Origin of the sequence: Rugamonas aquatica, assembly GCF_009380215.1 — a bacterium.
Lineage (GTDB): Bacteria > Pseudomonadota > Gammaproteobacteria > Burkholderiales > Burkholderiaceae_D > Rugamonas > Rugamonas aquatica_B.
Genome location: NZ_WHUG01000004.1, coordinates 354,563 through 379,002 on the forward strand (window position 1 = coordinate 354,563; position 24,440 = coordinate 379,002).

The 24,440-nt window shown below is 63.6% G+C and carries 28 protein-coding genes and 1 pseudogene; 23 read left to right on the forward strand and 6 right to left on the reverse strand.

Going from position 1 to position 24,440, the window contains the following annotated elements; translation table 11 throughout:
- Positions 1-50 precede the first annotated feature (50 nt).
- The 20 genes from GEV02_RS12895 to GEV02_RS12985 all read left to right on the forward strand — a co-directional run bounded on the left by GEV02_RS12895 (position 51) and on the right by GEV02_RS12985 (position 13,548).
- Positions 51-488: a hypothetical protein gene (locus GEV02_RS12895; RefSeq protein ID WP_008447387.1), complete on the forward strand. Its 438-nt coding sequence runs from the start codon at positions 51-53 to the stop codon at positions 486-488.
- Positions 489-552: 64 nt separating this feature from the next.
- Positions 553-912: a hypothetical protein gene (locus GEV02_RS12900; protein WP_152838348.1), complete on the forward strand. Its 360-nt coding sequence runs from the start codon at positions 553-555 to the stop codon at positions 910-912.
- A gap of 35 nt (positions 913-947) precedes the next feature.
- Positions 948-1,082 (forward strand): hypothetical protein, encoded by a 135-nt coding sequence (locus GEV02_RS33550; RefSeq protein WP_268878634.1) that lies wholly within the window; start codon positions 948-950, stop codon positions 1,080-1,082.
- Between the two features lie 23 nt (positions 1,083-1,105).
- Entirely contained in the window at positions 1,106-2,902 is a 1,797-nt protein-coding gene (locus GEV02_RS12905) for a phage tail tape measure protein (RefSeq protein ID WP_152838349.1), read from the forward strand.
- A 5-nt stretch (positions 2,903-2,907) separates the two neighbouring features.
- Complete coding sequence (locus GEV02_RS12910; RefSeq protein ID WP_152838350.1) at positions 2,908-3,879, forward strand: hypothetical protein; 972 nt, start codon at positions 2,908-2,910, stop codon at positions 3,877-3,879.
- Entirely contained in the window at positions 3,876-4,994 is a 1,119-nt protein-coding gene (locus GEV02_RS12915) for a phage late control D family protein (protein WP_152838351.1), read from the forward strand. The genes GEV02_RS12910 and GEV02_RS12915 overlap by 4 nt, the downstream gene beginning before the upstream one ends.
- A 14-nt stretch (positions 4,995-5,008) precedes the next feature.
- Positions 5,009-5,683, forward strand: coding sequence for a phage baseplate assembly protein V (locus tag GEV02_RS12920; protein ID WP_152838352.1), 675 nt, complete (start codon positions 5,009-5,011; stop codon positions 5,681-5,683).
- Entirely contained in the window at positions 5,680-6,045 is a 366-nt protein-coding gene (locus GEV02_RS12925) for a phage tail protein (protein WP_328595803.1), read from the forward strand. The genes GEV02_RS12920 and GEV02_RS12925 overlap by 4 nt, the downstream gene beginning before the upstream one ends.
- Positions 6,046-6,048: 3 nt before the next feature.
- Entirely contained in the window at positions 6,049-7,167 is a 1,119-nt protein-coding gene (locus GEV02_RS12930; protein WP_152838353.1) for a baseplate J/gp47 family protein, read from the forward strand.
- The gene (locus tag GEV02_RS12935) at positions 7,167-7,745 is read left to right on the forward strand and encodes a hypothetical protein (protein WP_152838354.1); all 579 of its coding nucleotides are present in this window, start codon (positions 7,167-7,169) and stop codon (positions 7,743-7,745) included. Before GEV02_RS12930 ends, GEV02_RS12935 begins: the two co-directional genes overlap by 1 nt.
- Positions 7,746-7,806: 61 nt before the next feature.
- Positions 7,807-8,868 (forward strand): hypothetical protein, encoded by a 1,062-nt coding sequence (locus GEV02_RS12940; RefSeq protein ID WP_152838355.1) that lies wholly within the window; start codon positions 7,807-7,809, stop codon positions 8,866-8,868.
- The gene (locus GEV02_RS12945; protein ID WP_152838356.1) at positions 8,869-9,201 is read left to right on the forward strand and encodes a hypothetical protein; all 333 of its coding nucleotides are present in this window, start codon (positions 8,869-8,871) and stop codon (positions 9,199-9,201) included. It abuts the gene before it with no gap.
- Between the two features lie 11 nt (positions 9,202-9,212).
- Entirely contained in the window at positions 9,213-10,328 is a 1,116-nt protein-coding gene (locus GEV02_RS12950) for a WD40/YVTN/BNR-like repeat-containing protein (protein ID WP_152838357.1), read from the forward strand.
- 107 nt (positions 10,329-10,435) lie between these two features.
- Positions 10,436-10,753 carry a hypothetical protein gene (locus GEV02_RS12955; protein ID WP_152838358.1) on the forward strand — a complete coding sequence of 106 codons (318 nt, stop codon included), beginning with the start codon at positions 10,436-10,438 and terminating at the stop codon, positions 10,751-10,753.
- A gap of 63 nt (positions 10,754-10,816) precedes the next feature.
- Positions 10,817-11,038, forward strand: a complete 222-nt coding sequence (locus GEV02_RS12960; protein ID WP_008447410.1) for a hypothetical protein — start codon at positions 10,817-10,819, stop codon at positions 11,036-11,038.
- Entirely contained in the window at positions 11,035-11,502 is a 468-nt protein-coding gene (locus tag GEV02_RS12965) for a glycoside hydrolase family 73 protein (RefSeq protein ID WP_152838359.1), read from the forward strand. Before GEV02_RS12960 ends, GEV02_RS12965 begins: the two co-directional genes overlap by 4 nt.
- Positions 11,499-11,891, forward strand: a complete 393-nt coding sequence (locus tag GEV02_RS12970; protein WP_084805899.1) for a DUF1353 domain-containing protein — start codon at positions 11,499-11,501, stop codon at positions 11,889-11,891. The genes GEV02_RS12965 and GEV02_RS12970 overlap by 4 nt, the downstream gene beginning before the upstream one ends.
- A 52-nt stretch (positions 11,892-11,943) precedes the next feature.
- Entirely contained in the window at positions 11,944-12,648 is a 705-nt protein-coding gene (locus tag GEV02_RS12975) for a hypothetical protein (protein ID WP_152838360.1), read from the forward strand.
- 61 nt (positions 12,649-12,709) lie between these two features.
- On the forward strand, positions 12,710-13,135 hold the full coding sequence (locus tag GEV02_RS12980) for a YeeE/YedE family protein (protein ID WP_152838361.1): 426 nt from the start codon (positions 12,710-12,712) through the stop codon (positions 13,133-13,135).
- Positions 13,135-13,548, forward strand: a complete 414-nt coding sequence (locus GEV02_RS12985) for a DUF6691 family protein (protein WP_152838362.1) — start codon at positions 13,135-13,137, stop codon at positions 13,546-13,548. The genes GEV02_RS12980 and GEV02_RS12985 overlap by 1 nt, the downstream gene beginning before the upstream one ends.
- A 126-nt stretch (positions 13,549-13,674) precedes the next feature.
- Here GEV02_RS12985 and GEV02_RS12990 read toward each other — a convergent pair whose 3' ends face one another.
- The 4 genes and pseudogenes from GEV02_RS12990 to GEV02_RS13005 form a co-directional block, all read right to left on the reverse strand.
- Entirely contained in the window at positions 13,675-15,774 is a 2,100-nt protein-coding gene (locus tag GEV02_RS12990; protein ID WP_152838363.1) for a TonB-dependent receptor, read from the reverse strand.
- A gap of 101 nt (positions 15,775-15,875) precedes the next feature.
- Positions 15,876-17,813 (reverse strand): CocE/NonD family hydrolase, encoded by a 1,938-nt coding sequence (locus tag GEV02_RS12995; RefSeq protein WP_152838364.1) that lies wholly within the window; start codon positions 17,811-17,813, stop codon positions 15,876-15,878.
- 170 nt (positions 17,814-17,983) lie between these two features.
- Positions 17,984-19,435, reverse strand: a pseudogene (locus GEV02_RS13000) (aldehyde dehydrogenase family protein); the annotation flags it as partial.
- Between the two features lie 55 nt (positions 19,436-19,490).
- A complete protein-coding gene (locus GEV02_RS13005) occupies positions 19,491-20,396 on the reverse strand; it encodes a LysR family transcriptional regulator (protein ID WP_152838366.1) in 906 nt (301 codons plus the stop codon).
- A 102-nt stretch (positions 20,397-20,498) separates the two neighbouring features.
- Between GEV02_RS13005 and GEV02_RS13010 the strand changes: the two genes are divergently transcribed.
- A complete protein-coding gene (locus GEV02_RS13010) occupies positions 20,499-21,344 on the forward strand; it encodes a type 1 glutamine amidotransferase domain-containing protein (RefSeq protein ID WP_152838367.1) in 846 nt (281 codons plus the stop codon).
- Positions 21,345-21,350: 6 nt separating this feature from the next.
- Here GEV02_RS13010 and GEV02_RS13015 read toward each other — a convergent pair whose 3' ends face one another.
- The gene (locus GEV02_RS13015) at positions 21,351-22,037 is read right to left on the reverse strand and encodes a substrate-binding periplasmic protein (protein ID WP_235922754.1); all 687 of its coding nucleotides are present in this window, start codon (positions 22,035-22,037) and stop codon (positions 21,351-21,353) included.
- A gap of 128 nt (positions 22,038-22,165) precedes the next feature.
- Here GEV02_RS13015 and GEV02_RS13020 point away from each other — a divergent pair, with 128 nt between their 5' ends.
- A complete protein-coding gene (locus tag GEV02_RS13020; RefSeq protein ID WP_152838369.1) occupies positions 22,166-22,801 on the forward strand; it encodes a flavin reductase family protein in 636 nt (211 codons plus the stop codon).
- Here the strand turns inward: GEV02_RS13020 and GEV02_RS13025 are convergent.
- A complete protein-coding gene (locus GEV02_RS13025; RefSeq protein ID WP_152838370.1) occupies positions 22,795-23,883 on the reverse strand; it encodes a type II asparaginase in 1,089 nt (362 codons plus the stop codon). The genes GEV02_RS13020 and GEV02_RS13025 overlap by 7 nt on opposite strands.
- A gap of 145 nt (positions 23,884-24,028) precedes the next feature.
- On the opposite strand from GEV02_RS13025, the gene GEV02_RS13030 reads away from it, so the two are divergent.
- Entirely contained in the window at positions 24,029-24,376 is a 348-nt protein-coding gene (locus GEV02_RS13030; protein WP_152838371.1) for a hypothetical protein, read from the forward strand.
- The last annotated feature ends 64 nt before the right edge of the window (positions 24,377-24,440 follow it).

Below are 24,440 nucleotides of genomic sequence, written 5' to 3' on the forward strand. Positions count from 1 at the left end.
TCATTTTCATCCATGCCGCCTGAGGGCGGCTTTTTTATTTGGAGCGACATATGTCGGCAGCAAACCAAACCCTGGGCAAGGACATCCGCGTCGTCATCACGACGGCCACCGGCAACTTGAACATTCCCACCACGGCGATCATGAAGTTCGACGCCCAACCCGTCACCACCGAGGAGAAGCGCACCGGCCTGGACGGCGAAGCGCGCCACACGGTCACGCACAACGGCTGGAAGGGCTCGTTCGAAATCGACCGCTTCGACAGCACGCTGGACGACTTCTGGGCCCAGGCCGAAGCCAACTACTACAACGGCATGAACGTGCCGTACGGCTTCATCCAGGAAACCATCCAGGAGCCCAACGGCGGCGTCTCGCAGTACCGCTATGAAAAAGTGGTCTACAAGCTGACCGAGCTGGGCGCCCGCGAAGGCGACAAGACCGTCAAGATGAAACTGGAATTCATGGCCTCGCGCCGCTTGAAAGTCCAGTAAGCCGCGTGCTGCAAGGCGCGCGGTCATACGGCCGCGCGCCATTTTTTATCGAACAGGAACTGCAATGAACAAACCAACTATTTCCATCGAGACGGTGTCGGACGACATCGTCAAGGCCGCCAATGCGGTCGCCACCGTCGTTGCGGGCGGCCTGCGCATCGGCCTGAAAAAACCGAACGTGCTGCGCCAGTACCAGATCGTCGAGACGGTCGGCGCCTCGGCCCGCAACGAAGTCTACATGGGCATGGTCATGCCGCTGTTGTGGGTGACGCAGATCGACGGCGACGACCAGCCGCCGCCATCGACCAAGCGCGAGCTGGAAGCGCTGATCTCGCGCCTGGGCGAGGACGGCATCAGCGCCGTCATGAGCCACGTGGCGGAGCAGGCCGGCGTTGCCGTGTCCGAGGCCGCCGTAAAAAACTAGCACGGAACCCCGCATTCGCCACGGTGGTGTACCTGGTGAAGAACGGGGTTCCGTTCGATGTGGCGCTGAGCCTGCCGGAAGAAGTCGGCACCGCCTGGGCCATCGCCCTGGGCGAGCAAGAGGGCGGCGAATTCGATTTCGCCGCGATGCGTTGGAAGCCCAGGAAGTAAGGGCGCGATCTACAGGAGTTCCCATGGCAGGACCATACATATCAATGATCAATCTGCGGCTGACAACCGAGACCGGCCAGGCGCTGATCGATCTCGCCAAGCGGCTCAAGGACGTCGACGACGCCGCCAACAAGACCAAGACCGGCATGGCCGGGCTGGAAGAGGCGTTCAAGAAAATCAAGGAGAAGGGCGCATTCGGCAAGAGCGTGGCTGGCGTGGGCATGGGCATGTTCGAACAGCTCAGGAAGCCGTATGAGGAAGCCGCCAAGGCAGCCCAGGCCCAGGCGAGTTTCGAGACGCTCAACCTGGGCGCGCAAGCCAACGCCGATGTCTACGCCAAGGCCGCCGCCGTGTCGCACCAGGTGCTGGGCAGCGGCATCGCCGACAACATCACCCGCGTGCGCGAACTGCATGGCGTGTTGGGCGATCTGCCGCAATCGCTGGCGCTGTCGGGCGACTTTGCCCAGTACGCGTTCGCGGCCACCGCCGCCAATGGCGGCAAGGAGGTCGAGGGCCAGACCGTCAACGCCGCCAAGGCTTTGTCGCTGCGCGGCGGCAATCTGAGCGGCTCCGCACCGGCGCTGCGCGAGGAACTGGACCTGCAATCGCGGGTGAGTTTCGCCAGCGGCGGCAAGGTCGGCGGCGCGGAATTCGTCGCGGCAGGCAAGGCCGGCAAGCAAGCCTATCAGCACTACGACAAGGAATATTTGTACGGCCAGTTTTCCGCCTACATGGCGCAGACGTCCGGTGAAACGGCCGGCGCCAATGGCCAGGCCGCCTACGCGACGCTGGTCGGTGGCGGCATGGACGGCAAGGCCAAGGGCTTCCTGTCTCAGCTGGGCCTGTTGCAGACGCAGGGCAAGGGCCATCCCGGCCCCGCCGGCCTGAGCGCGGCCAACGCCGGGCTGATGGCGCAGCGGCCGGACAAGTTCATCGGCGAGGTGCTGGTGCCGGCCATGCGCAAAAAATACGGCAAGATCGGCAACGAACAGATGGCGTCGCTGCTGGAGAAAAAATTCGACCAGCCGACCGCGCGCTTCCTGGGCGACCAGATCGTCAACCAGCCGCGCCTGCAAAATCAGGCGCAGGCCTACCAGAAGGCCAGCGGCTACGGCGGCGCCTACCAGAGCGCGCTGCAATCGCCAAAGGGCGCGGAAATGGCGGCGGCGCAGTCCTGGAAAAATCTGCTGACAGTGATCGGCACCGCCTACCTGCCGCGCGTCGTTGACGGCCTGACGTCGCTCGCGCACGGCCTCGACAAGCTGAGCGCGCTGCTGGAGGAGTATCCGGCGCTGACCACGGGGCTGGTCTACGGCTTTGGCCTGCTGGCCGGCGCGCTGGCGATCGGCGGCACCATATCCATGGTGACTGCCAGCCTGGGTGGACTGGCTATGGCGGCCACCGCCATAGTTGCCTTGTCGACGCCTATCCTCCTGGTGGTGGCGGCAGTGGCCCTGCTGGGCGCCGGCCTGTACTTTTTACTGCGAAAGTCGCCTCCCAAGCCGGAGGCGCCGGATGCACATACACCGACCACGCGGGCGCCATTCGCCGCATCCGGGCCTTACCTGGCCGGCTCGGCGCCGCCGCCTGTGGGCACGCCGACGCCGGTCAAGCTGGCGCCCGGCGTGCCTTACCAGACCTTCAGCCCGGTGCCGCCGCCCATGCCGGCGCCGGTGTTCAAGGTCGAGAACAAGCTCGACTATCGCAACATCACCACCCGCATCTTCCAGGAGGCGGGCACGCGGATGGCGCGGCCACCAACCGGCCCCAACACTCACGACGGCAGCATGCACGCGCCGTCGGTCGCTTACGCAGGATAGACATCATGGCCAACACAGCATTTACCCTGACCCTGGGCAGCGAGACCTTCCAGGACTTTGAAATCCCAGAGAGCATCCCGCTCGGCGGCAAGCAGCAACTGGTGGCGCACCAGTTGCCCGGCGGCGTGCGCGTGGTGCAAGCGATGGGCGCCGAGGACGAAGCCATCCAATGGAGCGGCGTGTTCCTCGGCGCCACGGCGCTGCAGCGCGCCCGCGCCATCGACCTGATGCGGGTGGAAGGCAAGCCGCAGCAGCTGGCCTTCTTCGAGTACAAGTTCCGCGTCATCGTCAAGAGCTTCCAGTACAGCGTCGAGCAGCGCTACCGCGTGCGCTACACGCTGGAGCTGGACGTGATCGAAGACAGCACCCGGCCGCGGCCGGCCGCCAAGGCCGCCGACCTGAACGCCGCCATCAGCGCCGACGCCGCCAAGGCCGGCGCCATCGCGGCCAAGGTCGGCGATCCGAAGCTGACCGGCTTGCTGAAGACGATGAACGACAGCATCAAGTCGGTCTCCGATTTCGTCCAGGCCGGCAGCAAGGCCATCAACGGCGTGCTGGAGCCGGTACGCGGCGTGGCCACGCAGGTCAAGGGCATGATCGCCGAGGCCGGCGCGACGCTGCAAACGGTGACGACGCTGGGCGGCATCCTGCCCAACAACCCGGTCGCGCAGCAAGCCGCCAGGCTGACCAAGCAGCTGGACGCGGCCGTTAAGCTCCCGGACCTGCACCAGTTGCAAGCCGTGGTCGGCCGCATCGAAGCCAACCTGACGCGCGCCTCGGGCGCGGTGACGTCCTTGCAGAAAGTGGTGGTCGGCGGCGAGAACCTGTTCAAGCTGGCCGCCAAAACCTACGGCGACGCCACTAAGTGGATCGCCATCGCCCAGGCCAACAAGGTCACGGACCCCAATGTGAGCGGGGTGCAGAGCGTGGCGGTGCCGCCGTCGCCGGTGGATAGCGGTGGAGCACCCGTCCAATGATCAACCAGGCACAAGCAACCAATGGCGGCAGCCGGCCGCGCGGCATGGTGGTCGCCAACGGCGTGCCGTTGAGCGGCGTCCACAGCTTCGAGGTGGTCAACAACGCCTTCTTCCAGGCCGACACCTTTCATCTGACCTTGCTGCTGTCGGCTCAGCCGCCCGGGCGCGGTGTGGATTTCTGGTCGCGCCAGGAGCAGCTGGAGCTGGAGTTCCTGCTGGGCTTCCCGGACGATCCGGACAACCCGCGCAAGTCCGACCTGACCAGCTTCCTGCTGGGCTGCGCCGACGAGATCGAGATCGACCCCGGCGCCAACACCATGGTGCTGACGGGCCGCGACCTCAGCGCCAGGCTGATCGACTTCAAGCGCACCAAGGTGTTCAGCAGCGGCACGCTGGTGGCGTCCGATGTCGTCACCCAGATCGCCAAGGCGCAGGGCTTGACGCCGGTGGTGACGCCGACCACGGTGGCGGCCGGCGGCTACTATCAGATCATCAAGGCGCTGGTGGCGTCGGACGTGACCTACTGGGACATCGTCACCAAGCTGGCGCAGTACGAAGGCTACCAGGCCTATGTGCGCGGACGCGAGCTGCATTTCGAGCCGCGCGTGGCCAAGAGCGCCGACCCGTACGTGCTGCACTGGCAAGCGCCGCCGGCCGATGGCGGTGCGGCGGCGTCGAACGCGGTGCAGCTGAGCTTCCAGCGCAACCTGTCGCTGGCCAAAGATTTGCGCGTCAAGGTCTTGTCGTTCAACAGCAAGACCAACCAGGCAGTCAGCGAAGTGGCCGAGCGCAAGCGCGTGCAACAGCAGGGCGGCGTGGTCGTGCCGTTCGGCGGCGAGCCGCAGGAATACGTGCGTACCTTTCCCAATCTGGACGCCAGCCGGGCGCAAGCCAAGGCCAAGGCCATCCTGCAGGAATTGTCGGCGCACGAAATGAGCCTGTCGGCCGAACTGCCGGGCGATGTGCTGCTGATGCCCACCAGCCTGATCCAGGTGAGCGGCACCGGCAGCGCTTTCGACCAGGCGTATTACACGGCCTCGGTCACGCGCCAGTACGCCTACGACGGCGGCTTCCGCATGAGCGTGGCAGCCAAGAACCAAACCCCGAACTCGTGAACGGAGAACCTCGCATGAACACACTCATCAACAGCATCCGGCTGGTGTCGCAGACGGCTGGGCAGGGCCTGGCGCGCACCCGCATCGGCACCGTCACCAGCTACGACCCCAACACCTACAGCGCCAAGGTGCTGCTGCAACCGGAGGGCGTGGAAATCGGCTGGCTGCCGATCACCAGCGCCTGGAGCGGCAATGGCTGGGGCCTGTTCAGTCCGCCCACTTCGGGCGACACGGTGCAGCTGGAATTCCAGGAGGCCAGCATGGACGCCGGCCTGATCGTCGGTCGCTTCTACAGCGACCAGGCGCGGCCGTTGCCCGCGCCCAGCGGCGAGCTGTGGGCCGTGCACAAGAGCGGCGCGCAGTTCAAGCTGCTCAACAGCGGTGCAGCCTTGTTCAGCGACGGCCACGGCGCCAGCATCACGCTGAATGGCGACGGCAGCATCACGTCGGCGGCGTCGAGCTGGAACCACAGCGGCACGTTCAAGCTCAGCGGTGACGCCACCATCAGCGGCAAGCTGGCTGTCAGCGCCGATGCCTCGATCACCGGCAAGCTGGCCGTCAGCGGCGATGGCAGCGTCGATGGCAAGCTCACCGTCGGCGGCGATGTCCGGGGCGCCGGCGTCAGCCTGCGCACCCATACCCATCCTGGCGTGCAGTCCGGCCCGGGGATGACGGGAGCACCGGTGTGAGCGATCTTTCCCACTACATCGGCGGCGATCTGGCGCTGTCCGTCACCGGCGACCTGGCATTGAGCAGCGGCACGCTGGAAGGCCAGCAGCGCATCCTGCGGCGCCTGCTGACCAACGCCGGCGACTACCTCTGGCAGCTGGACTACGGCGCCGGCGCCTCGCAGGAAATCGGCAAGACGCTGGACGCCGGCCGCCTGCGCGCGCTGATCCGCGAGCAATTGTTTAACGAGGCCATCGTCTCACACCAGCCTGATCCGGTCATCCTGATCAGCCCTATCGACCATGGCATCAGCGTGCGCATCCAGTACGTCGATGCCGAGGTCCGGCAGCCGGTCAATCTGGCATTCAACATCAACAGGTAAGCCATGACTATCACAACCAAAACCTTCTCCACGCTGGTTGCCGACCAGGTGGCCGCGATCCAGGCCAAGACGTCCAGCCTGATCGACTTCACCGTCGGCTCCATGCTGCGCGCGCTGGTGGAAACCAACGCCGCCCTCGGCCTGTGGCTGCAGGCCATCGCGGTGCAACTGCTGTCGACCATGCGCGCCGCGACCGCCAGCGACGCCGACCTCGACAGCTGGATCGCCGACTACGGCCTGGCGCGGCTGCCGGCCTTGCCGGCGGTGGGCGCCGTCACCTTCGCCCGCTTCACGCCGACCAGCCAGGCGCTGATTCCGTTCAGCACGCAAGTGCGCACCGCCGACGGCAGCCGCGGCTACACGGTCACGGCCGACAGCAACCATCCGGCCTGGACGGCGGATGGCTATGTGCTGGCGGCCGGCGTGTCCAGCCTGACGGTGCCGGTGCGCGCCAACGTCGCCGAGGCGGCGGGCAACGCCGGCGCCGGCCAGGTCAGCGTGCTGTCGCAGGCGGTGACGTATGTCGACACCGTCAGCAACGCGCTGTCGTTCTCCGGCGGCGCCGATGCCGAAACCGACGCCGCGCTGCGAACCCGCTTCGTGGTCTACATCGCCTCGCTGTCGCGCGCCACCCGGGCCGCGATCGGCTACGCGATCAGCTCGGTGCAGCCGGGCACGGTCTACACCATCACCGAGAACCAGCAGTACAACGGCACGGCCGATCTCGGCTACTTCTACGTGGTGGTGGACGACGGCTCCGGTGCGCCGTCGGCGGGCTTTCTCAACGCCGTCAGCAGCGCCATCGAAGCGGTGCGGGCGATCACCACGCGCTTCGGCGTGTACACGCCGGTGATCGTGCCGGTCGCCGTGTCGCTGGCGGTGACGCTGGCCGCCGGCTACGACACCGTCGCCACGCGCGGGCAAGTGCAGGCCGCGATCCAGAACTACATCAACGCGCTGGCGCTGGGCCAGACGCTGACCTACACCCGGCTGGCGCAGGTGGCGTATGACGCTACGCCCGGCGTCACCAACGTGACGGCGATGCAGCTCAACGGCGGCAGCGCCGACGTGGCGGTGACGGCGCGGCAGGTGCTGAAGTTCTCGACCGTGACGGTGTCCTGATGGCGGCCGGGGACAACGGCGACATCGTCGCCCGCCTGAAGGCCACGCTGCCGACCTGGTTCAGCGACAGCACGCCGGTGCTGGACGCCTTGCTGTCCGGCTGGGCGGCGAGCTGGTCTTTTGTGTACGCGCTGCTGGCCTACGTCAAGCTGCAAAGCCGCTTGCTGACCGCCAGCGATGGCTGGCTGGACATGATCGCCGGCGACTTCTTCGGCCTCGGCTTGCAGCGTCAGGCGTACCAGACCGACCAGAGCTACCGGACGGCGATCCAGGCCAACATCTTCCGCGAGCGCGGCACGCGCGCCGGCGTGATCAAGCTGTGCCAGGACATCACCGGCCGCACGCCGATCCTGATCGAGTCGCGGCGACCGCAGGACTATGGCGCGTATGGCCAGCCCACCGGCTTCTACGGCCAGGGCCGCTACGGCACGCTGAGTACGACGCCGTACGAGTGCTTCGTCAAGGTGTACCGGCCGCTGTCGGGGACGCCGCAGTACGGCATCGCCGACGCCGACATCTACGCCGCCATCGACGCGGTACGGCCGCACAACGTGACGGTCTGGGTGCAGCTGCTGTAAGGGCTGCTGCGTTTTTTTTAACAAGGCCGCTACCCGCGGCCTTTTTTCTTTCAGGAGCAGTATGGATCGCGCAACTGTTTATAACGGCGAGGAACTGATCGAGACCGACATTTTGAACGGCAACAAGTTCGCCATGATCGGTCTCGCCAAACTCGCCCAGGCCGTGCTGGGCACGGCGCCGGTGTTGCAAGGCCTGGCCTGCACACCGGGCACGGGCCTGACGGCGGCGATTGCCGCCGGCCAGGTGTATCAAATGGCGGCGGTCGATGCCACGCCGTATTCGTCGCTGGGCGTCGACTCGCGCCAGGTGCTGAAGCAGGGCATCCTGGCCGACCCGATCGCCGTGCCCGTTCCCGCGCCGGGCACGGCCGGCAAGTCGATCAACTATCTGGTGCAGGTGCAGTTCCAGGAGGTTGATACGGGGGCGCTGGTGCTGCCGTTTTATAACGCCAGCAATCCGGCTATACCGTACAGCGGTCCCGGCGGTTTGGGCACGTCGAGCATGACCATCCGCAGCGGCAAATGCGCGGTGCAGGTTAAGGCAGGCGCGATGGCCAGCACCGGCTCGCAAGTCACGCCGACGCCCGACGCCGGCTGGATCGGCGCCTACAGCGTGCAGGTGGACTACGGCATGACCACGGTGCCGGCGCCGAACATCGCGCCGGTGGCGGGGGCGCCGTTCCTCACGCTGGCGCTGCCGCAGGCGGCGCCGCTGTCTCAGGTCCAGAACAATGGCCTGTGCTACGCCGTCGATGCCGGCGCGGCGAACGCCTACGCGGCCGCCTACAGTCCAGCGGTGACCGTGCTGACGGATGGCATGGTGCTGGAATTCAAGGCGGCCAACGCCAACACTGGCACCGCGACCTTTTCGCCCGATGGGCTGGCAGTCAAGGCAATTATTGGCGGCGCACATGCGCCGCTCCAGGGGGGCGAGATCGTTGCAGGCGGAGAGGTCGAGCTGATGTGGCACGCCACGCTGAATTCCTGGGTACTGCTGGGATGCACTGGCGGCGCGCTCCAAGTCGGAGCAGCAACGCAAAGTAGGCACGCCGTTTCACTCAGCCAGGTGCTGTCGCTGGTGGGCGGGATGAATTCACTTTCTTATTTTATGGGACAACTCTAAATGGCTACAGGACTTTTGGGAAAGGTCGCGCTCGCGGCGACCACCAACACGGCGGTGTACACCGTCACCGCGGGCAAGAGCGCGACCGCGAATATCCGTGTGATCAACCGCGACTTGATCAACTCGGTCACGCTGCGGCTCGCCATGTGTCCGCCAGGCTATACGGCCCCAGCGGCACCTGCCAATGCCGATTACATAGAGCCAATTGACTTGGTTCTGCCAGCCGGTGGTGTACTTGAGGAATCGGCGATGGCTATGAGTGCTGGCGAGGTCGTGGTGGCATATGCGAGCGCGGCCACCGTCACGGTTCGCGTTTATGGTTTTGAGAGCTAAGGAGAAAGTTTATGGGTCGTTCAATTACTGCGTCAACCTCGTTGACCGCAACCGTGCTCGGCATCCCCTTGGGGGGCTATGCCGATGTTTTTTCCTCTGGGGTCAATTACAAGGCGGTTGGCTCGATTCTTTCGCGTGCAGCCTACCCCGACTTTTCTGCCGCATTCCCTGTGTCTGGCGTCGGCACCTATGTCGCCAACCAGCAGATAATTGACTCATCCAATCGCTCGGCCGTCGCTTTTGGTAACGGCATTTTTGTCGCGGTTGGAAGCGACGGAGTCATTTCATCTAGTGCCAACGGAATATCATGGACCAAGCAAGTTTCCCCTGGTTCTAGCTATGCCGCCGTGATATTCGCAGGCAATCAGTTCGTAGCCGTCGGCGGCGGCGGGTGTGCGACCAGTCCAGACGGCGTCAATTGGACGGCTCGCCCGATACCTGCCCATCCGACGGCGTGGACATCAATCGCATACGGCAACGGAGTGTATGTCGCCGTCGGCGGACCATACAACACGGTGGTCAACAGCGTGAGCGCGACGAGCACGGATGGTATAACGTGGACGCAGCGGGCCATGCCGATCGCGTCAACATGGAGTCGCGTGTCTTTCGGCGCGGGCACCTTTGTCGCGTTGAGTACTACTAATTCAAGCGTCTATGCGACCAGCGTTGATGGCATTGGATGGGTCCAGCGGGCGATGCCGGCGGCAGGGAACTGGGAATGTCTCATATACGCCAACGGTATCTTTCTGGCGATTGCTAGCGGCGTTGGGAAACCTGCAACCACGACCGCAGCGACCAGCGCGGACGGCTTTAACTGGACAGTCCGCGCTATGCCGACGGGGTCTTCGTGGTCGGACGTGGCTTTTGGAAATGGGGTCTTTTTTGCGGTGAGCAATAACGGAGGCGGCGTAGGAACCATAGCAGCATCTAGCCCTGACGGAGTCACCTGGGCTCAGCGGATTATGCCTTCGGCCGTTTGGACTGCGTTGGCCTTCGGCGCTGGGCAATTCGTAGCTGTATCCGGGAACGGCGCGTCGACCATCGCGGCAAACGTCTATGTCGAGGGTGCGACGAGTGCATATATTTACATCTCCGGCACAGCTGGAAAAATTGTGAGGGTCTTATAATGGCTATGCAATATCTCCTGGACGCCAATGGTTTCTTAACCGGGATCTACGACGGGCCGCTTATCCAGCCTAATGGCACTACGGTTCCGCCTACTTACGTTCTTGGTATGACACCGCAGTTCCAGAAGGAGAAGGGGGCCTGGGTCAATCAGAGCGCGTTGCCGCTGCTGACGCCAATGACGCTGTACATGGCCTTCACGCCCGGCGAGAGGATCACGATCAAGGCGTCCAACGACGCCATGGTGAAAGAGTTCTGGTCGATGTACCAGCTGTCGGTACAGCTCGACAAGCCTACCGACCCCAACCTGGCCTCGGTGCGCGACATCATCGCCTACCTGGCCAAGCCGGCGTCGCCCGGCCCCGGCGGCGGCATCCTCGCGTCGCCGGAGCGGGTGCAGCAGATTTTGGCCGGCATCCCGCAGTAAATAGCTACGTTCAACACCACAGCCACCTTCGGGTGGCTTTTTTTATGCCTGGAGAACATGCGCATGACACACGAAACCATCGAAACCGGCGCCGCCATGCTGGCCAAGACTGCGCCGCCCATCGCCGTCGTCGGCGCCGAATACATCGGCATCACGCTGCCCGAACTGGTCCACCTGGCGACCCTGTTCTACGTCGGCCTGATGATCGTCCACAAGTGCTGGCACATGTGGAAGGAATGGAAGACCGGCAAAATCACGCCCGAGTCGGAAGGGGAGCTGCCATGACCCCCGCCGACTTCATCGCTGCCATCGGTCCCGCCGCCCGAGCCTCGGCCGCGCGAACCCGGGTGCCGGCCAGCTTCGCGCTCGCCGAAGCGGCGCTTGAATCCGGCTGGGGCGCGTCGCAGCTGGCGCTGCAAGCCCGCAACCTGTTCGGCGTCAAGGCCGACCCGGCCTGGCGCGGCGACGTGCTGCTGATGCCTACCCGCGAATTCGTCAAAGGTCAGTGGCAGATGCAGCCGGCCCGCTGGCGCAAGTATCCGGATTGGCAAGGTTGCATCGACGACCACGCGGCCTTCCTGCTGGCCAACCGGCGCTACAAACCGGCGTTCTCCTGCCGCGGCGGCGAGGCGTTCGCGCGCGCGGTGGCCGCCGCCGGCTACGCCACCGATCCGCAATACGCCGACAAGCTGATCGCCGTGATGCGCGGCCGCCAACTGTCGATCTTCGACCGTCCGGAGGCGCTATGAAATCCGCCTTCCTGACACCGCTGATCACCGAGTGCGTCGACGACCTGGCCGCCGGCGGACGCGGCACCTGGCGCGTGATGGCGCCATTCCGCTATCAATCTGAAATCCTCGGCCGGGTGATTGAAGTCGAGGCCGGTTTCCTGACCGACTACGCCAGCGTGCCGCGCCTGCCGGTGCTGTACCTGCTGTTCGGCGACACGTCGCACAAGGCGGCCGTGATCCACGACTGGCTCTACCATCACCACGAGGTGTGCGACGAAGCCACCGCCAACCGCGTGCTGCGTGAGGCGTCGGAAGCCGACGGCATTCCGGCCTGGCGCCGCCTGGGGATTTATCTGGGCGTCCAAATTGGCGGCACGCCGTCATGGAGGGCGGACGGTCCCGCTTAAAGCGCGCATATTATTGGTACACTGCTGCATCCGAAAATTCTGAAAGAAGAAAATGACCTCCGGCACACTGCCCAACAATGCGACCACCGAAGAAACCTGTTCCTGGTTAAGTGAACAGACCGGCACGCCATGGAACCTGGCGCGCTTGTTGGAAGCGGGGTTGACTCCCCATGTCTGGCTGGATTATTCGGAGGAATATGCCGGCTTATTCGCCGAGGGGATTACCCGTTATCCCGCTCCGATATTCTTTATCGAAGATACCCAGCGGCTTGCCGCCGGCAGCAGCGACGTATTAATTAGGATGACGCGCGATTCGGACAAGATAGTCTTCAAACTGAAACCACCGGGTATCACCATGCCTTTGGATGCGCTGCGTTTCTTCCATCGGGATATAGCCAATGTATTGGAAAACATATTGAACCCGAAAGAGGAGGTTGTCGCAGCGCCTCCGAAGGAAGTTCTTAAAGGAATTACCAAGGAAGAAGTGCTGCGCGTATTCGGCGGCATGGCCAAGCTGGATTGGGAAAAGTCACTGGCGAGCGGCATCGGGATATTCGGCGATGACGGTGCGCGGGTCAGAAAGAATTCCCGTGCCGGGAAGAATACCCATCTGTGGAATCCCGTGACGCTGGCGCTGGGATTGAATGATGTCTATCGCGTGCCGATGTCGCATTTGAAGAAGGCCTTCGCGGCCCAGCCGGACCTGCGCCCCTGGAAAGCGTCCTGGCTGGAGTCTTTGGCTCTGCTGGGAGAGTAAAATTATGCTAACAATTGGCTTGTTCGCGCCGCTTTCTGGCGCACACCCGTAGGAGCAGCGAATGACGATAGACACTCTGAACTTCACGCCTTGGTCCGCGCTGTTGGGCGGCATACTCATCGGCGCAGCGGCCGCGATGCTGGTCTTGTTGAATGGCCGAATTGCCGGCATTAGCGGCATCCTTGGTGGATTATTACGACCGGTGCGCGGCGATATTCTCTGGCGTCTCGCTTTTATTTCTGGACTAATAATCGCACCGATAGCCTACGGCGTATTTTACGCCTGGCCCGAGATTTTGGTTGAGGCGGATACCGGAGCATTAATCGTCGCCGGACTGTTGGTCGGCGTCGGTACACGATACGGTAGCGGTTGTACCAGCGGACACGGTGTTTGCGGAATATCCCGACTGTCTCCACGCTCAATCACGGCGACCATCATTTTCATGGCGGCCGGTTTTGTTACTGTCTACTTGATGAGGCACTTATAATGGTTGTCGCATTTCTAAGCGGGCTGCTATTTGGGCTTGGCCTGATTATTTCGGGCATGGCGAATCCCGCCAAAGTACTCGGTTTTCTGGATTTGGCCGGGAAATGGGATCCTTCGCTGATATTCGTCATGTGCGGAGCCATCGCGGTAGGTTTTTTTGCGTTTTTATATGCCGGCCGTCGTAAAACGACTTTGCTCGGCACTGAATTGAAATTACCCACTGCAACTAATATCGACCGCCGTCTGGTAATCGGGTCGATATTATTCGGCGCAGGTTGGGGAATTGCCAGTTTTTGCCCCGGACCGGCCCTGGTAGGGCTGGGAATGGGCTTGCCGAAGGCTATTTTGTTCGTGCTGGCGATGCTGGCCGGCATGGGGATCTTCGAGCTGATCGAACGCCGGCGCGGTGGATAAGTTACCGCTGCGACAAAATTGCGCAGCGGTCTATTTTGCTTTTGAAACAGCAACTTAGCGTTGTCCAGTCCGGCTTGTTAACAAGCTTATCCACAGAATTTGTTAACAACCCGGACGTTCAAACGATCAGAAACGATAACGCGCCGTCAATTGTACCGAGCGCGGGGCGCCGGGCAGGTTGAGGTTTTTGCTGCTGCCGTGACCGGCCACGATGTAGGCCTTGTCCAGCAGATTCAGCACGTTCAGCGTCAGATCGATATTGCGGTGGCGGTAGTAGGCCATGGCGTCCGCCGTCACAAAGCTCGGCAGGACGACGGTGTTGCCCGGATTGGCAAAGCGCTCGCCGACGTAGTTCAAGCCGCCGCCGACGCCGAAGTGGCCCGCCAGCGCCTTGCTGACCCATAGATTGGCGCTGTGTTTGGGCGTCAGCGTAGGCCGCTTGCCCTGCACCAGCTGGCCATCATCCTTGGCGATCGACTTCAGCATCGACGCGTCCATGTAGGAATAACCCGACCATGCCTGCCAACCGTCGCCCAGATCGCCGCTGAACGTCAGTTCCAGGCCGTTGGTGCGCTGGGTGCCCAGTGGAATCAGCTTGTTGGTGATCGGATCGGACGATTTCATATTGGTACGCGTCAACTGGAACAACGATACGCCGGCCGAGGCGCGGCCGCCAAACAGATCGTATTTGGCGCCAACTTCCTTGTTTTTGGTGACTTCAGGCGCGATGTCCGCGTTATTAACCGCCAGAGCGAAGCCTTCTCCCGACGGCTGGAAGGAGCGGCTGAACGAGGCGTAGTAGGACCGGACCTGGCTCGGCTGGTACACCAGGCCGGCACGCGGGCTCCAGTTGCGGTCGGTGCGGGCCACGCTGGCCACGCCGGCGCGGCGTTCGACGGTTTCCTGCTCAAATTTGTCGTAGCGGATGCCGGCCAGCGCTTTCCATTCCGGCGACATCGTCACCAGGTCCTGAATGTAGGCGCTGCTGACCTTGAAAATGCCCAGATTGTTCGCCGTAGGCGCACCACCGGCTGTAAATGGCACAACCGGGTTGACTGGATTGAACAATGACACAGTCGCCACGTTGGCTTGCGAGCGTACCAACTGGTCCTTGTTCTGCTTGCCGAATTCCACGCCGTACAGCACCTGATGCTGCATGCCGGCCAGTTCCGCGTGCTGCGTCAGCTCGGTTTGATTGGTGTAACCATCCTCATCGCGCGCCACGTTGCCGCGCGTCAGCGAGGCGGTCTTTGCCACTTCGTTGACCGAGCCGATCAGCGTGTTGTTGCGGTCCAGCGTGTAGTTGTAGTGGCGGAAGGCATTGCGGATCGAGAACTTCTGGTTGAAACGATGATCCAGCGTAAAGCCGAAGGCGTGCACGCGCGATTCGCTGTAGTCGAAATCCTTGGCGTTGGCGGCGCCGTAGTAGGTGCTCGGCGGCACATCGACCGTCCGGCCCTGGTAGGAGGGGATGCCGAAGTCGGTCAAGCGCTTGTCGTGCAGGTATTCTGCTTGCAGCAGCAACAATGTGTCCGCGCTGAGTTTGAATTGCAGCGACGGCGCCAGCGCTTCGCGCTTCAGGAATTGCTGGTTGCGGTAGCTGTCGGCATCTTCCACCGCGCCGGTGATGCGGAAAGCGATGCCGCGCTCGGCCGCATTGCGCGCCAGGTCGAATTCGCCGCGCTTCTGGCCCCAGCTACCGGCTTGCAGGCTCACTTCGCTGCGGTCCATGCCCGGCTTCTTGGTGATGCGGTTAATCATGCCGCCGGACGAACCTCGGCCATACAGCACCGATGCCGGACCCTTGATGACCTCAACCTGCTCGACGTTCGACAGGTCGCGGAAATACAGCGCATCGTCGCGCATCCCATCGACAAACTGGTCGCTGATGGCGCTAAAACCACGTATCGTCACCTGGTCACGCTGGCCGTCGCCGGTCGACATGCCGATGCCGGGCACGGCTTTCAGCACATCCTGGAGCGAACGTGCGCCCTGGTCGCGCAGCAATGTCTGAGGCACGACGTTGACGGTTTGCGGAATATCGCGCAGCGGCGCGTCGATCTTGGTGGCGCTGGTGGAGGAGGTGGGACGGTAGCCATCGGCTTCGCCGGTGACGGTGACGACCGTCATCGTCTGTTCCGGCGCCGCGCCGGATTGGGCCAGCGCGGCGTTGGTGAGGGTGAGGCTGGCCAGCATCAATGCCAGCGGTTTCTTATTCAGTGCCATGGGATCCTTGAAGTAGTGTGTGGCTGGCTACTTCGTCGGACGAGAGTTTGGCTGGCTAGATGAGAATCGTTATCAACTGAATTATGCCCCCAAATCAAGAATCAGCGCAAGCCGGGCAACACTTGCACCTCGACCCCGGAGTACATCGCCGGCGCGTGATACACGCGTTGCGTGGCCTTCTGGAAGTCCTCGGGCTTGGCCTTGGGAATGTCCACGAAGGTTTGCGGATTCAAGTCCACCAGCGGGAACCACGAGCTCTGGATCTGCACCATGATGCGGTGGCCGCGCCGGAACGTGTGGTTGACGTCGCTCATCGCATAGTTGACGGCTTCCACCTTGCCGGGCGTGAACGGCTCCGGTTTTTCGAAGCTGTTGCGGAACTTGCCGCGCAGCGGATCACCGCGCACCAGTTGCTGGTAGCCTGCCATGGTCAGGGTCGGTTTCGGCACGTCGGGGCCGCGCTCCTCGTCGTCGCTGCCGCCCGGATATTCGGCCGGATAAACGTCGATCAGCTTGACGACCCAGTCGGCATCGGTGCCGGTGGTAGAGACGAACAACTTCGGCTTGACCGGCCCGGCCAGCGTGATGTCCTCTTCCAGCACCTCGCTGCGGTAGGTCAGCACGTCCGGACGCGACGACGCGAAGCGCTGGTCGCCGACCATGTATTCCTTCGGCGCACCCTGCGCCGGATAGGCCGTGAACGGCACCGGCTTGCGTGGATCGGCCACGTATTCGTCGTAGGCTTCGCCCGCCGCAGGCTGCTTCCAGCTCAGCGTGCCGTTCGGTCCGAGGAACAGCGTGCGCGCCTGTGTTTGCTTCGGCGGCCAGGCGGCGTAGTTGCGCCAGACATTGCTGCCGGTCTCGAACGCATACACTTCCGACACGTTCTTGTTCGCCACGCCCTTCAGGTGTTGTTCGAAGAATGGATACAGGATATTGCTGCGGAATTGCTCGCCGGTCTTGGCATCGAACTTGATGTAACCGAGGGTTTTGCCGTCGGCGCGGCCCCAGGCGCCATGCGACCACGGCCCCATCACCAGGCCATTGTAGATGCCGGGATTGTTGCGTTTGATGCTGCTGTAGGTGGTCAGCGGGCCTTGCAGGTCTTCGGCGTCATACCAGCCGCCCACGGTCAGCACTGCGGCCTTGATGTTCTTCAGGTGCGGCGCGATGTTGCGGGTTTTCCAGAAGTCGTCGTAGGTCGAATGCTCGATGGTCGGCTGCAGCAGCGCGCGCTGTTTCGCCGACATGGTGCCGAGGATGTTGTTCAGTGTCAGGTGCTTGAGGAAGAACTCGTAGCCATCGGCGGTGCCGTAGTCGAAGCGGTCCCAGGTTTTCGGCAGCGGCGTCGGATTTTCCGCTTCCACGAAGGCCGAGTAGAAATCGAAGTTCGCCGCCAGCATGAAGGCGCCGCCGTGATACGAATCGTCGTTCATGAACAGGTCGGTGACGGGCGCCTGTGGCGACGCCGCCTTGATCGCCGGATGCGAATCGATGATGCTGGCCGACGTGTAGAAGCCCGGATACGAGGTGCCCAGGATGCCGACCTTGCCGTTGTTGTTGGCGACATTCTTCAGCAGCCACTCGACGGTGTCGTGCATGTCCTCGCTTTCGTTGCCCTGGCCCTTGGCGCGGTTGGGCGCAAGGTGCGGCGTCATTTCGACCCATTTGCCTTCGGACATATAACGTCCGCGCACGTCCTGCTTGACGAAGATGTAGCCGCTGTTCTCGAAGTCCTGCGACGGTCCGATGTGTTCGGGGTAGAAGTCGACGCCGTAGTGCAGCTCGCCGCCTGACTGCACGCCCGCGCTGTACGGCGTGCGCTGGATCAGGAAGGGATAGGTCTTGCCGGCATCCTTGGGCACGTAGACGGCGGTGAACAGGCGCACGCCGTCGCGCATCGGGATGCGGAATTCGTACTTGGTGTAGTGCTCGCGCAAGCTGTATTTCGGCGAGCCGCCGGCATCGGCGGCGCCGGCCTGGACGGTGAGGCAGCCCAGCATCAGGGCGAGGGCAAGTGCAGTAAGACGGGGTTTCATGAGTTCCTTGTTGAATGAAGAAGTCAAAACCCGCCTAGTGTAATGCCAGTGGATAACTTTGACTGCGACAAATTTGCGCAGCGTTTATTTTTCCTTTGAAAACATCAACTTGGCATCAACGCCGCTGCCTTGTTAACAGCCTTATCCACAGAATTTGTTAACAACCGCGCTTACAGCATCGGCAGCTTCAGGCTGTCGACCACCATGCGTATCAGGCGCAGGCGGCCCGAGGTGTAGGGCGGGAAGAACAGCTTGATGAGCATCAGCGGCGAAGCGCGCAGCACCGCGCGTTCGTGCGAGAAAGCCTTGAAACCGTACTCGCCGTGCGCGCTGCCCATACCGGAATTGTTGACGCCGCCAAATGGCAGATTGCCGTGCGCGAAATGCGCGACGCAGTGATTGACGCAGGCGCCACCGGAGCTGGTCTGCTTGAGCACCTTGTCGATATTGGCCTGGCGCGTGCTCCACACATACAAGGCCAGCGGCTTGGGCGCGGCGTTGATGGCGGCGATCACCTGGTCCAGCTCGCGGTATTCGATGATGGGCAGCAGCGGCCCGAAAATTTCCTCCGACAGGATGGCGGCGCCGGCCGGTATCTGTTCGATCAGCGTCGGCGCGATGTAGCACTGCGCCTCATCGACTTCGCCGCCGGTATGCACGACGGCGCCGCGCTGCAGCGCGTCCGCCAGCAGGCCCGCCAGGCGTTGCGTGTGGCGCTGGTTGACCACGCGCGTCAGGTCGGGGCTTTGCTTTTGCGCGGCCGCGTCGGCGCCGTAGCGCTGTTGCAGCACTGCGCGGCAGGCGGAGACGAACGCGGCCTTGACGCTGGCGTGCACATACACATGGTCGGGCGCCACGCAGGTCTGGCCGTTGTTGAGAAACTTCCCCCACATCAGCGTTTCCGCCGCCAGTTGCAGGTTGGCGGTTTCGTCGACGATGGTCGGCGATTTGCCGCCCAGTTCCAGCGTCACGCTGGCCAGGTGCTGGGCGGCGGCGGTCATCACCAGCTTGCCCACCGACGGCGAACCGGTGAAGAAAATATGATCGAAGGGCAGCTGGAGCAGGGCGTGCGAGGTTGGTTGGCTGCCTTCGAACAGCGCCACTTCATCGGCCGGGAAAACGTCGGCGATGATGCGCGCCATCAGCGCCGACACGGCCGGCGTCATCTCCGACGGCTTGATGATGGCCGTGTTGCCGGCGGCCAGCGCCGACACCAGCGGGCCGAAGCACAAGCTCAGCGGATAATTCCACGGCGCGATGATCAGCACCCGTCCGCGCGGCTGGTACTGCACCGATGCATAGGTGCCGAGCATGGTGGTGGTGGGCCAGTGGCGGCGCGGCTTCATCCAGCGCTTGAGCGCGCCCAGCACCTGGCGGATTTCCTCCATCACCGGCAGGAATTCGGACGCTTCGACCTCGGCCGGGGACTTGCGGTAGTCGCTCTCGAAGGCGGCATAGAACGCTTCGCGCTGCGCCATCAGCGCGTCGCGCAGGCGCTTGACGCGGGCGATGCGCTCGGCGGCGGCCGATGCGCGCCAGCGCAGCGCGGTGGCCTGCTGGGCGTCGAAAGCCGCTTTGATCTGCTGCACGTCCGCTTCGTTCATGGCTGCCGTCTCCGATGTTGTCTATGTTGGAGGATCATTATTGCTGCTATTTTTGCAGCAAGCAAGTGCTTGATTAGTGGCTTTGATCGGGGGCGATGCTGTCGATCAGCGCGCGGCATACGGCCGACATGCGCCGGTGCGGCGCGTAGATCAGCGAAAACGGCCGGCTGCGGCCGCGCAGCTCAGGCAGCAGCTCGACCAGCTGGCCGTTGGCCAGCCTTTCCTCGGCCACGAAGCGGTAGGTCTGGCACACGCCCAGCCCCTGTTGCGCCAGCGACACCACGCCCAGCACATCGTCGGCCACCCGCATGCGCGGCGGCGCCGGCCAGTCGACATCTTGGCCGTCCACGCGCAGCAGCCACGGCGCCTGCCGGCCGGTGCTGGGCAGTGTGAAGGGCAGGCAGGCGTGGCCGGCCAGCTCGTCCAGATTGCGCGGCGTGCCGGCGCGGCGCAGATAGTCCGGCGCGGCCACCAGGCACAGCGCCGCGTCCTCCAGCCGCCGCGCGACCAGGCCGCTGTCGGCCAGTTCGCCCAGGCGTATCGCCATGTCGTAGCCCTCGTCGACCAGATCGACGTTGCGGTTGGCGATGCTCAGCTCGACCACGACCTTGGGATGGCGCTCCATGAATGGCCTGAGCAATTGCGGCAGCCGGTAGTGGCCGTAGGTGGTAGGCGCGCTCAGGCGCACCGTGCCGGACAGCTCGCCGCCCTGGCCCTGGATCGCGCGCTCGGCGTCGGCGATCAGGCCGAAGGCGCTGCGGGCTTGCTCCAGGTAGAGCCGGCCCGCCTCGGTCACGCTCAGTCGGCGCGTGGTGCGCCGCATCAGTTGCACGCCGAGCCGCGCTTCCAGCCGGGCCACGGCGCGGCTCAGCACGGACGGCGTGGTGCCCAGCGTCACCGCCGCCGCGCTGATCGTGCCCTTGTCGACGATGGTGACGAAGGCCTCCACATCGGCCATATGATCGAATTGCCTGCCCATTCATGCCTTTCAAGAACAAATGATTTGGTGGTGCGCATATTTACACACTTTACAGGCATCAATAAAGTGGCGCCACTACCCCACACCCACAGGAGCATCGCCATGAACACCACCATCCTCAAAGCCGCTGCCGGTACCGTGCTCGGCCTGGCAGCCGTCGCCGCCAACGCCGCCAACGTGCTGGTCGTACTGTCCGACGAATCGCAGCTGGCGCTGCGCGACCAGCGCAGCTTCAGCACCGGTTTCTATGCCAACGAATTGATGCAGCCGGTCAAAAAGCTGCTGGACGCGGGCCACACGCTGACCTTCGCCACCCCGCTCGGCAAGGCGCCGACGCTGGACCGCAGCTCGCTCGACAAAATGTACTTCGGCAATGACGAAGCCAGCATGCGCCAGCACGTCGAATTGCTGGACAAGCTGCAGCTGACGTCGGCCGAGCATTCGCCGGTGGTCAGCCTGGCGCGCGTCGAGCAGAACGGCTACGGCCATTACGACGCCGTCTACATCCCCGGCGGCCACGCGCCGATGCAGGATTTGCTGCACAGCGCGCCGCTGGGCCGCCTGCTGCGCGACTTCCACGCCAGCGCCAAGCCGACCGCGCTGGTGTGCCACGGCCCGATCGCCTTGCTGTCGGCGCTGGAGCAGCCGGCCCGCTACACCGCCACGCTGGAGCAGGGCGCGCATGCCGCCAAGGCGCCGGCCTGGATCTACGCCGGCTACAAGATGACGGTCTTCAGCAATGCCGAAGAGGATGCTTCCAAAGGGATGTTGAACGGCGGCGCGATGAAATTCTGGCCGCAGGACGCGCTGCAAAAAGCTGGCGGCTCCTTCAGCAGCGCCGCCAGCTGGCAGACCTGGGTGGTGGCCGACCGCGAGCTGATCACCGGCCAGAATCCGGCCTCGGCCAGCGCCGTCGCCGACCAGCTGCTGGCGCGTCTGAAGCGCTGATCCCGCTCAGTTGGGGCGGAAGCGGTCGACGATGGCCTGGATCTCGCCGCGCCGCTTCAGCGCCTGGATCGCCCGGTCCAGCGCCGGCAGCGCCAGCTTGCCGCGCGGCGGCAACGCGCAATAGGTGTCGAAGGCCGACACCTTGTAGGCCACCGGATTGAGCAGGGCCCGCTCCGGATGGATCTTGCGCTGATAATCGAAATACAGCGAGTTGGTCAACATGTAGCGGAAGCGCTTGCGCAGTAGCTTGGACAGGTTGAAGTCGTCGCTGATGGCGTCGTCGCGGGCGAACTCATCGCCCAGTGGAACTTCCAGGTGCGCGTAGCGGTAGCCGAGGATGGTGCCGATGCGTTGCCGGCGCAGCTCGGCCACGCCGCGCACTGCCGCCGTATCGAGGCGGGTGGCGACGATCTCGTTGTTGGTGAAGATGGCGTCCGACCACAGCCAGTCTTTGCCGTCCAGCCATTCCGGCCGCAGGTCGCACAGGATGTCGGCCTGGCCGTTGGCCAGCGGCGCCTCCACCCGCTTGCGCGGCACGTTCAGATAGCGCGGCGTCATGCGCAGCTCGCGCGCCAGCGCGTCGCCGAATTCCTTGAGTAGTCCGCCCACCAGCACGCCATCACGGAAATCCGTCATCGGCATCGCGCTTCCGGTGGACACCACGTAGACCAGCTCATCTGCGCGACCAGGCATGGCCAGCATCAAGCTGGCGAAAAAAATAAGAATAAACCTCATTCGGCTATCATACCTGCAGTGGCAACGGACGCCACCGGCCTGTGCGAAAATGCCTCATCGGCGCGGCTGCGCCTTGGGGATTGAACATGGACGACCGCTATTTCTACCAACCCGCGCTGGGCCACGGCCTGCCGCACGACCCCTTCAACGCCATCGTCGGGCCGCGTCCGATCGGCTGGATATCCTCGCGCGGCGCGGACGGCAGCCTCAACCTCGCGCCCTACAGTTTCTTCAACGCGTTCAACTACACGCCGCCGCTGATCGGCTTCTCCAGCCAGGGCCGCAAGGATACGCTGCGCAACATCGAGCAGACCGGCGAGTTCGTATGGAACCTGGCCACGCGCCCGCTGGCCGAGGCCATGAACGCCAGTTGCGCGCCGGCGCCGCCGGAGGTGGATGAGTTCGTGCTGGCCGGGCTGACGCCGACGCCTTCGCGCCTCATCGATGTGCCGCGTGTGGCGGAGAGCCCGGTTGCCTTCGAATGCCGGTGCAGCCAGATCATCCGTCTGAACAACGCGGCCGGCGAGCCGACCGACGGCTGGCTAATCATGGGGGAGGTAGTGGGCGTGCACATCGCGCAGACGCTGCTGCGCGATGGCGTGTACGACACGGCGGGCTCGCAAACCATCTTGCGTGGCGGCGGCCCGGCCGATTACTTCGAGATCAACCGGGACAGCCTGTTCCGCATGAAGCGGCCCGACTATCCAAAGATGGATCAGTAGGTGTAGAACATGCGCTGGATGTCCTTGCTGTCGCTGGTCTTGGTCAGGGCCAGCATCAGCAGGATGCGCGCTTTTTGCGGGTTCAGCGTATCGGAAACGACGAAGTCCAGCTCGTCGTCATTGGCCTCGCCGTTGCGCGCCACGATGCCCTGGCCGACGCGGGCCGAACGCACGATCAGCACGCCTTGCTTGCGGGCTGCCGTCAGCGATGGCAGCACCTTGGCGGCCAGGCTGCCGTCGCCGACGCCGGCGTGGATGATGCCCTTGGCGCCAGCTGCCACCAGCGCGTTCAGCGCCACCGGATTGACGTTGGCGTAGCCGTAGACGATGTCGACCTGCGGCAGCGCGTCGAGCTTGCTGATGTCAAACTCGGTGTCGACCGTGTGCTTGCGGGTCGACGCGTGGTAGAAGTAAGGCTTGTTGCCCTGGAAGTAGCCCAGCATGCCCAGCTCCGGGGTCTTGAAGCTGTCCGGGGTCGAGGTGTTGGTCTTGGTGACATCGCGGGCGCCGTGGATCTGGTCGTTCATCGCCACCAGCACGCCTTTGCCGACGGCTTCCTGGCTGGCCGCCAGCAGTACCGCGTTGTACAGGTTGATCGGGCCGTCGGCCGACAGCGCGGTGCCCGGACGCATCGCGCCCACCAGCACGACCGGCTTGCGGCTCTTGACCACCAGGTCCAGGAAGTAGGCGGTTTCTTCCAGCGTATCGGTGCCGTGGGTGATGACGATGCCGTCCACGTCGGACTGGGCCAGCAGCGTGTTGACGCGCTTGGCCAGCGTCAGCCAGTGCTCGTTGCTCATGTTTTCGCTGGCGATCTGGAACACTTGCTCGCCTTTGACCTGGGCCACCTTGGCCAGTTCCGGCACGGCCGCGATCAGGCGATCGACGCCGACCGTGGCGGCGGTGTAGCCGACCGTGGTGGTGCTGGTGGCGCCGCTGCCGGCGATGGTGCCGCCGGTGGCGAGGATGGTCACATGAGCCAGCGGGGCGGCGGCTTTTTCAGCTGCCCCAGCATAGGCGCTGAGCACCATTGCACAGGCTAATAATGCTTTGAGGAACCGTGCGGGTGTTGGGCTGGTCATGTGATCTCCTGATCTGGTTATAAAGCTTGAGATAGTAACAAATCCACTGGCTGTCAACAACGCAGGCCGTTGCCGCGTTATGGATGGCGTGAGATGATGTTTACGTAGATAATTGCTGTAAGAAAATTATAAAAGAGAAAATATTATGAATTATGCTAACACCACGCGCAGGGTCGCGGTGCTGGCGCTGATGGCCGTGTTGGCTGCCTGCGGCAAGAGTGCGGCGGAAAAGCGGCAGGAAGAAGCTGCGACGCTGACCAGTTTGGGCGAGAAATATGTGAAGGAAAAGGTGCGCGAGCCGGCTTCGGCGATCTTCCGCAACCAGGTGGTCGGCAAGGGCGGCGCCACCTGCGGCGAGTTCAATGCCAAGGATGCGTTCGGCGCCTACATCGGCTATCAGCGCTACATTTCGGTGGCGCGCGACCTGACCTTGCTGGCGCAGGATGTTTCGCCGGCCGAGTTCGAACAAAACTGGAACCAGCTCTGCCGCTAGCCCCGCCTGCCGGTTCGTCCGATTAGCGCTATCATGGCCGGATACTGACTGACCACAGGCTTGA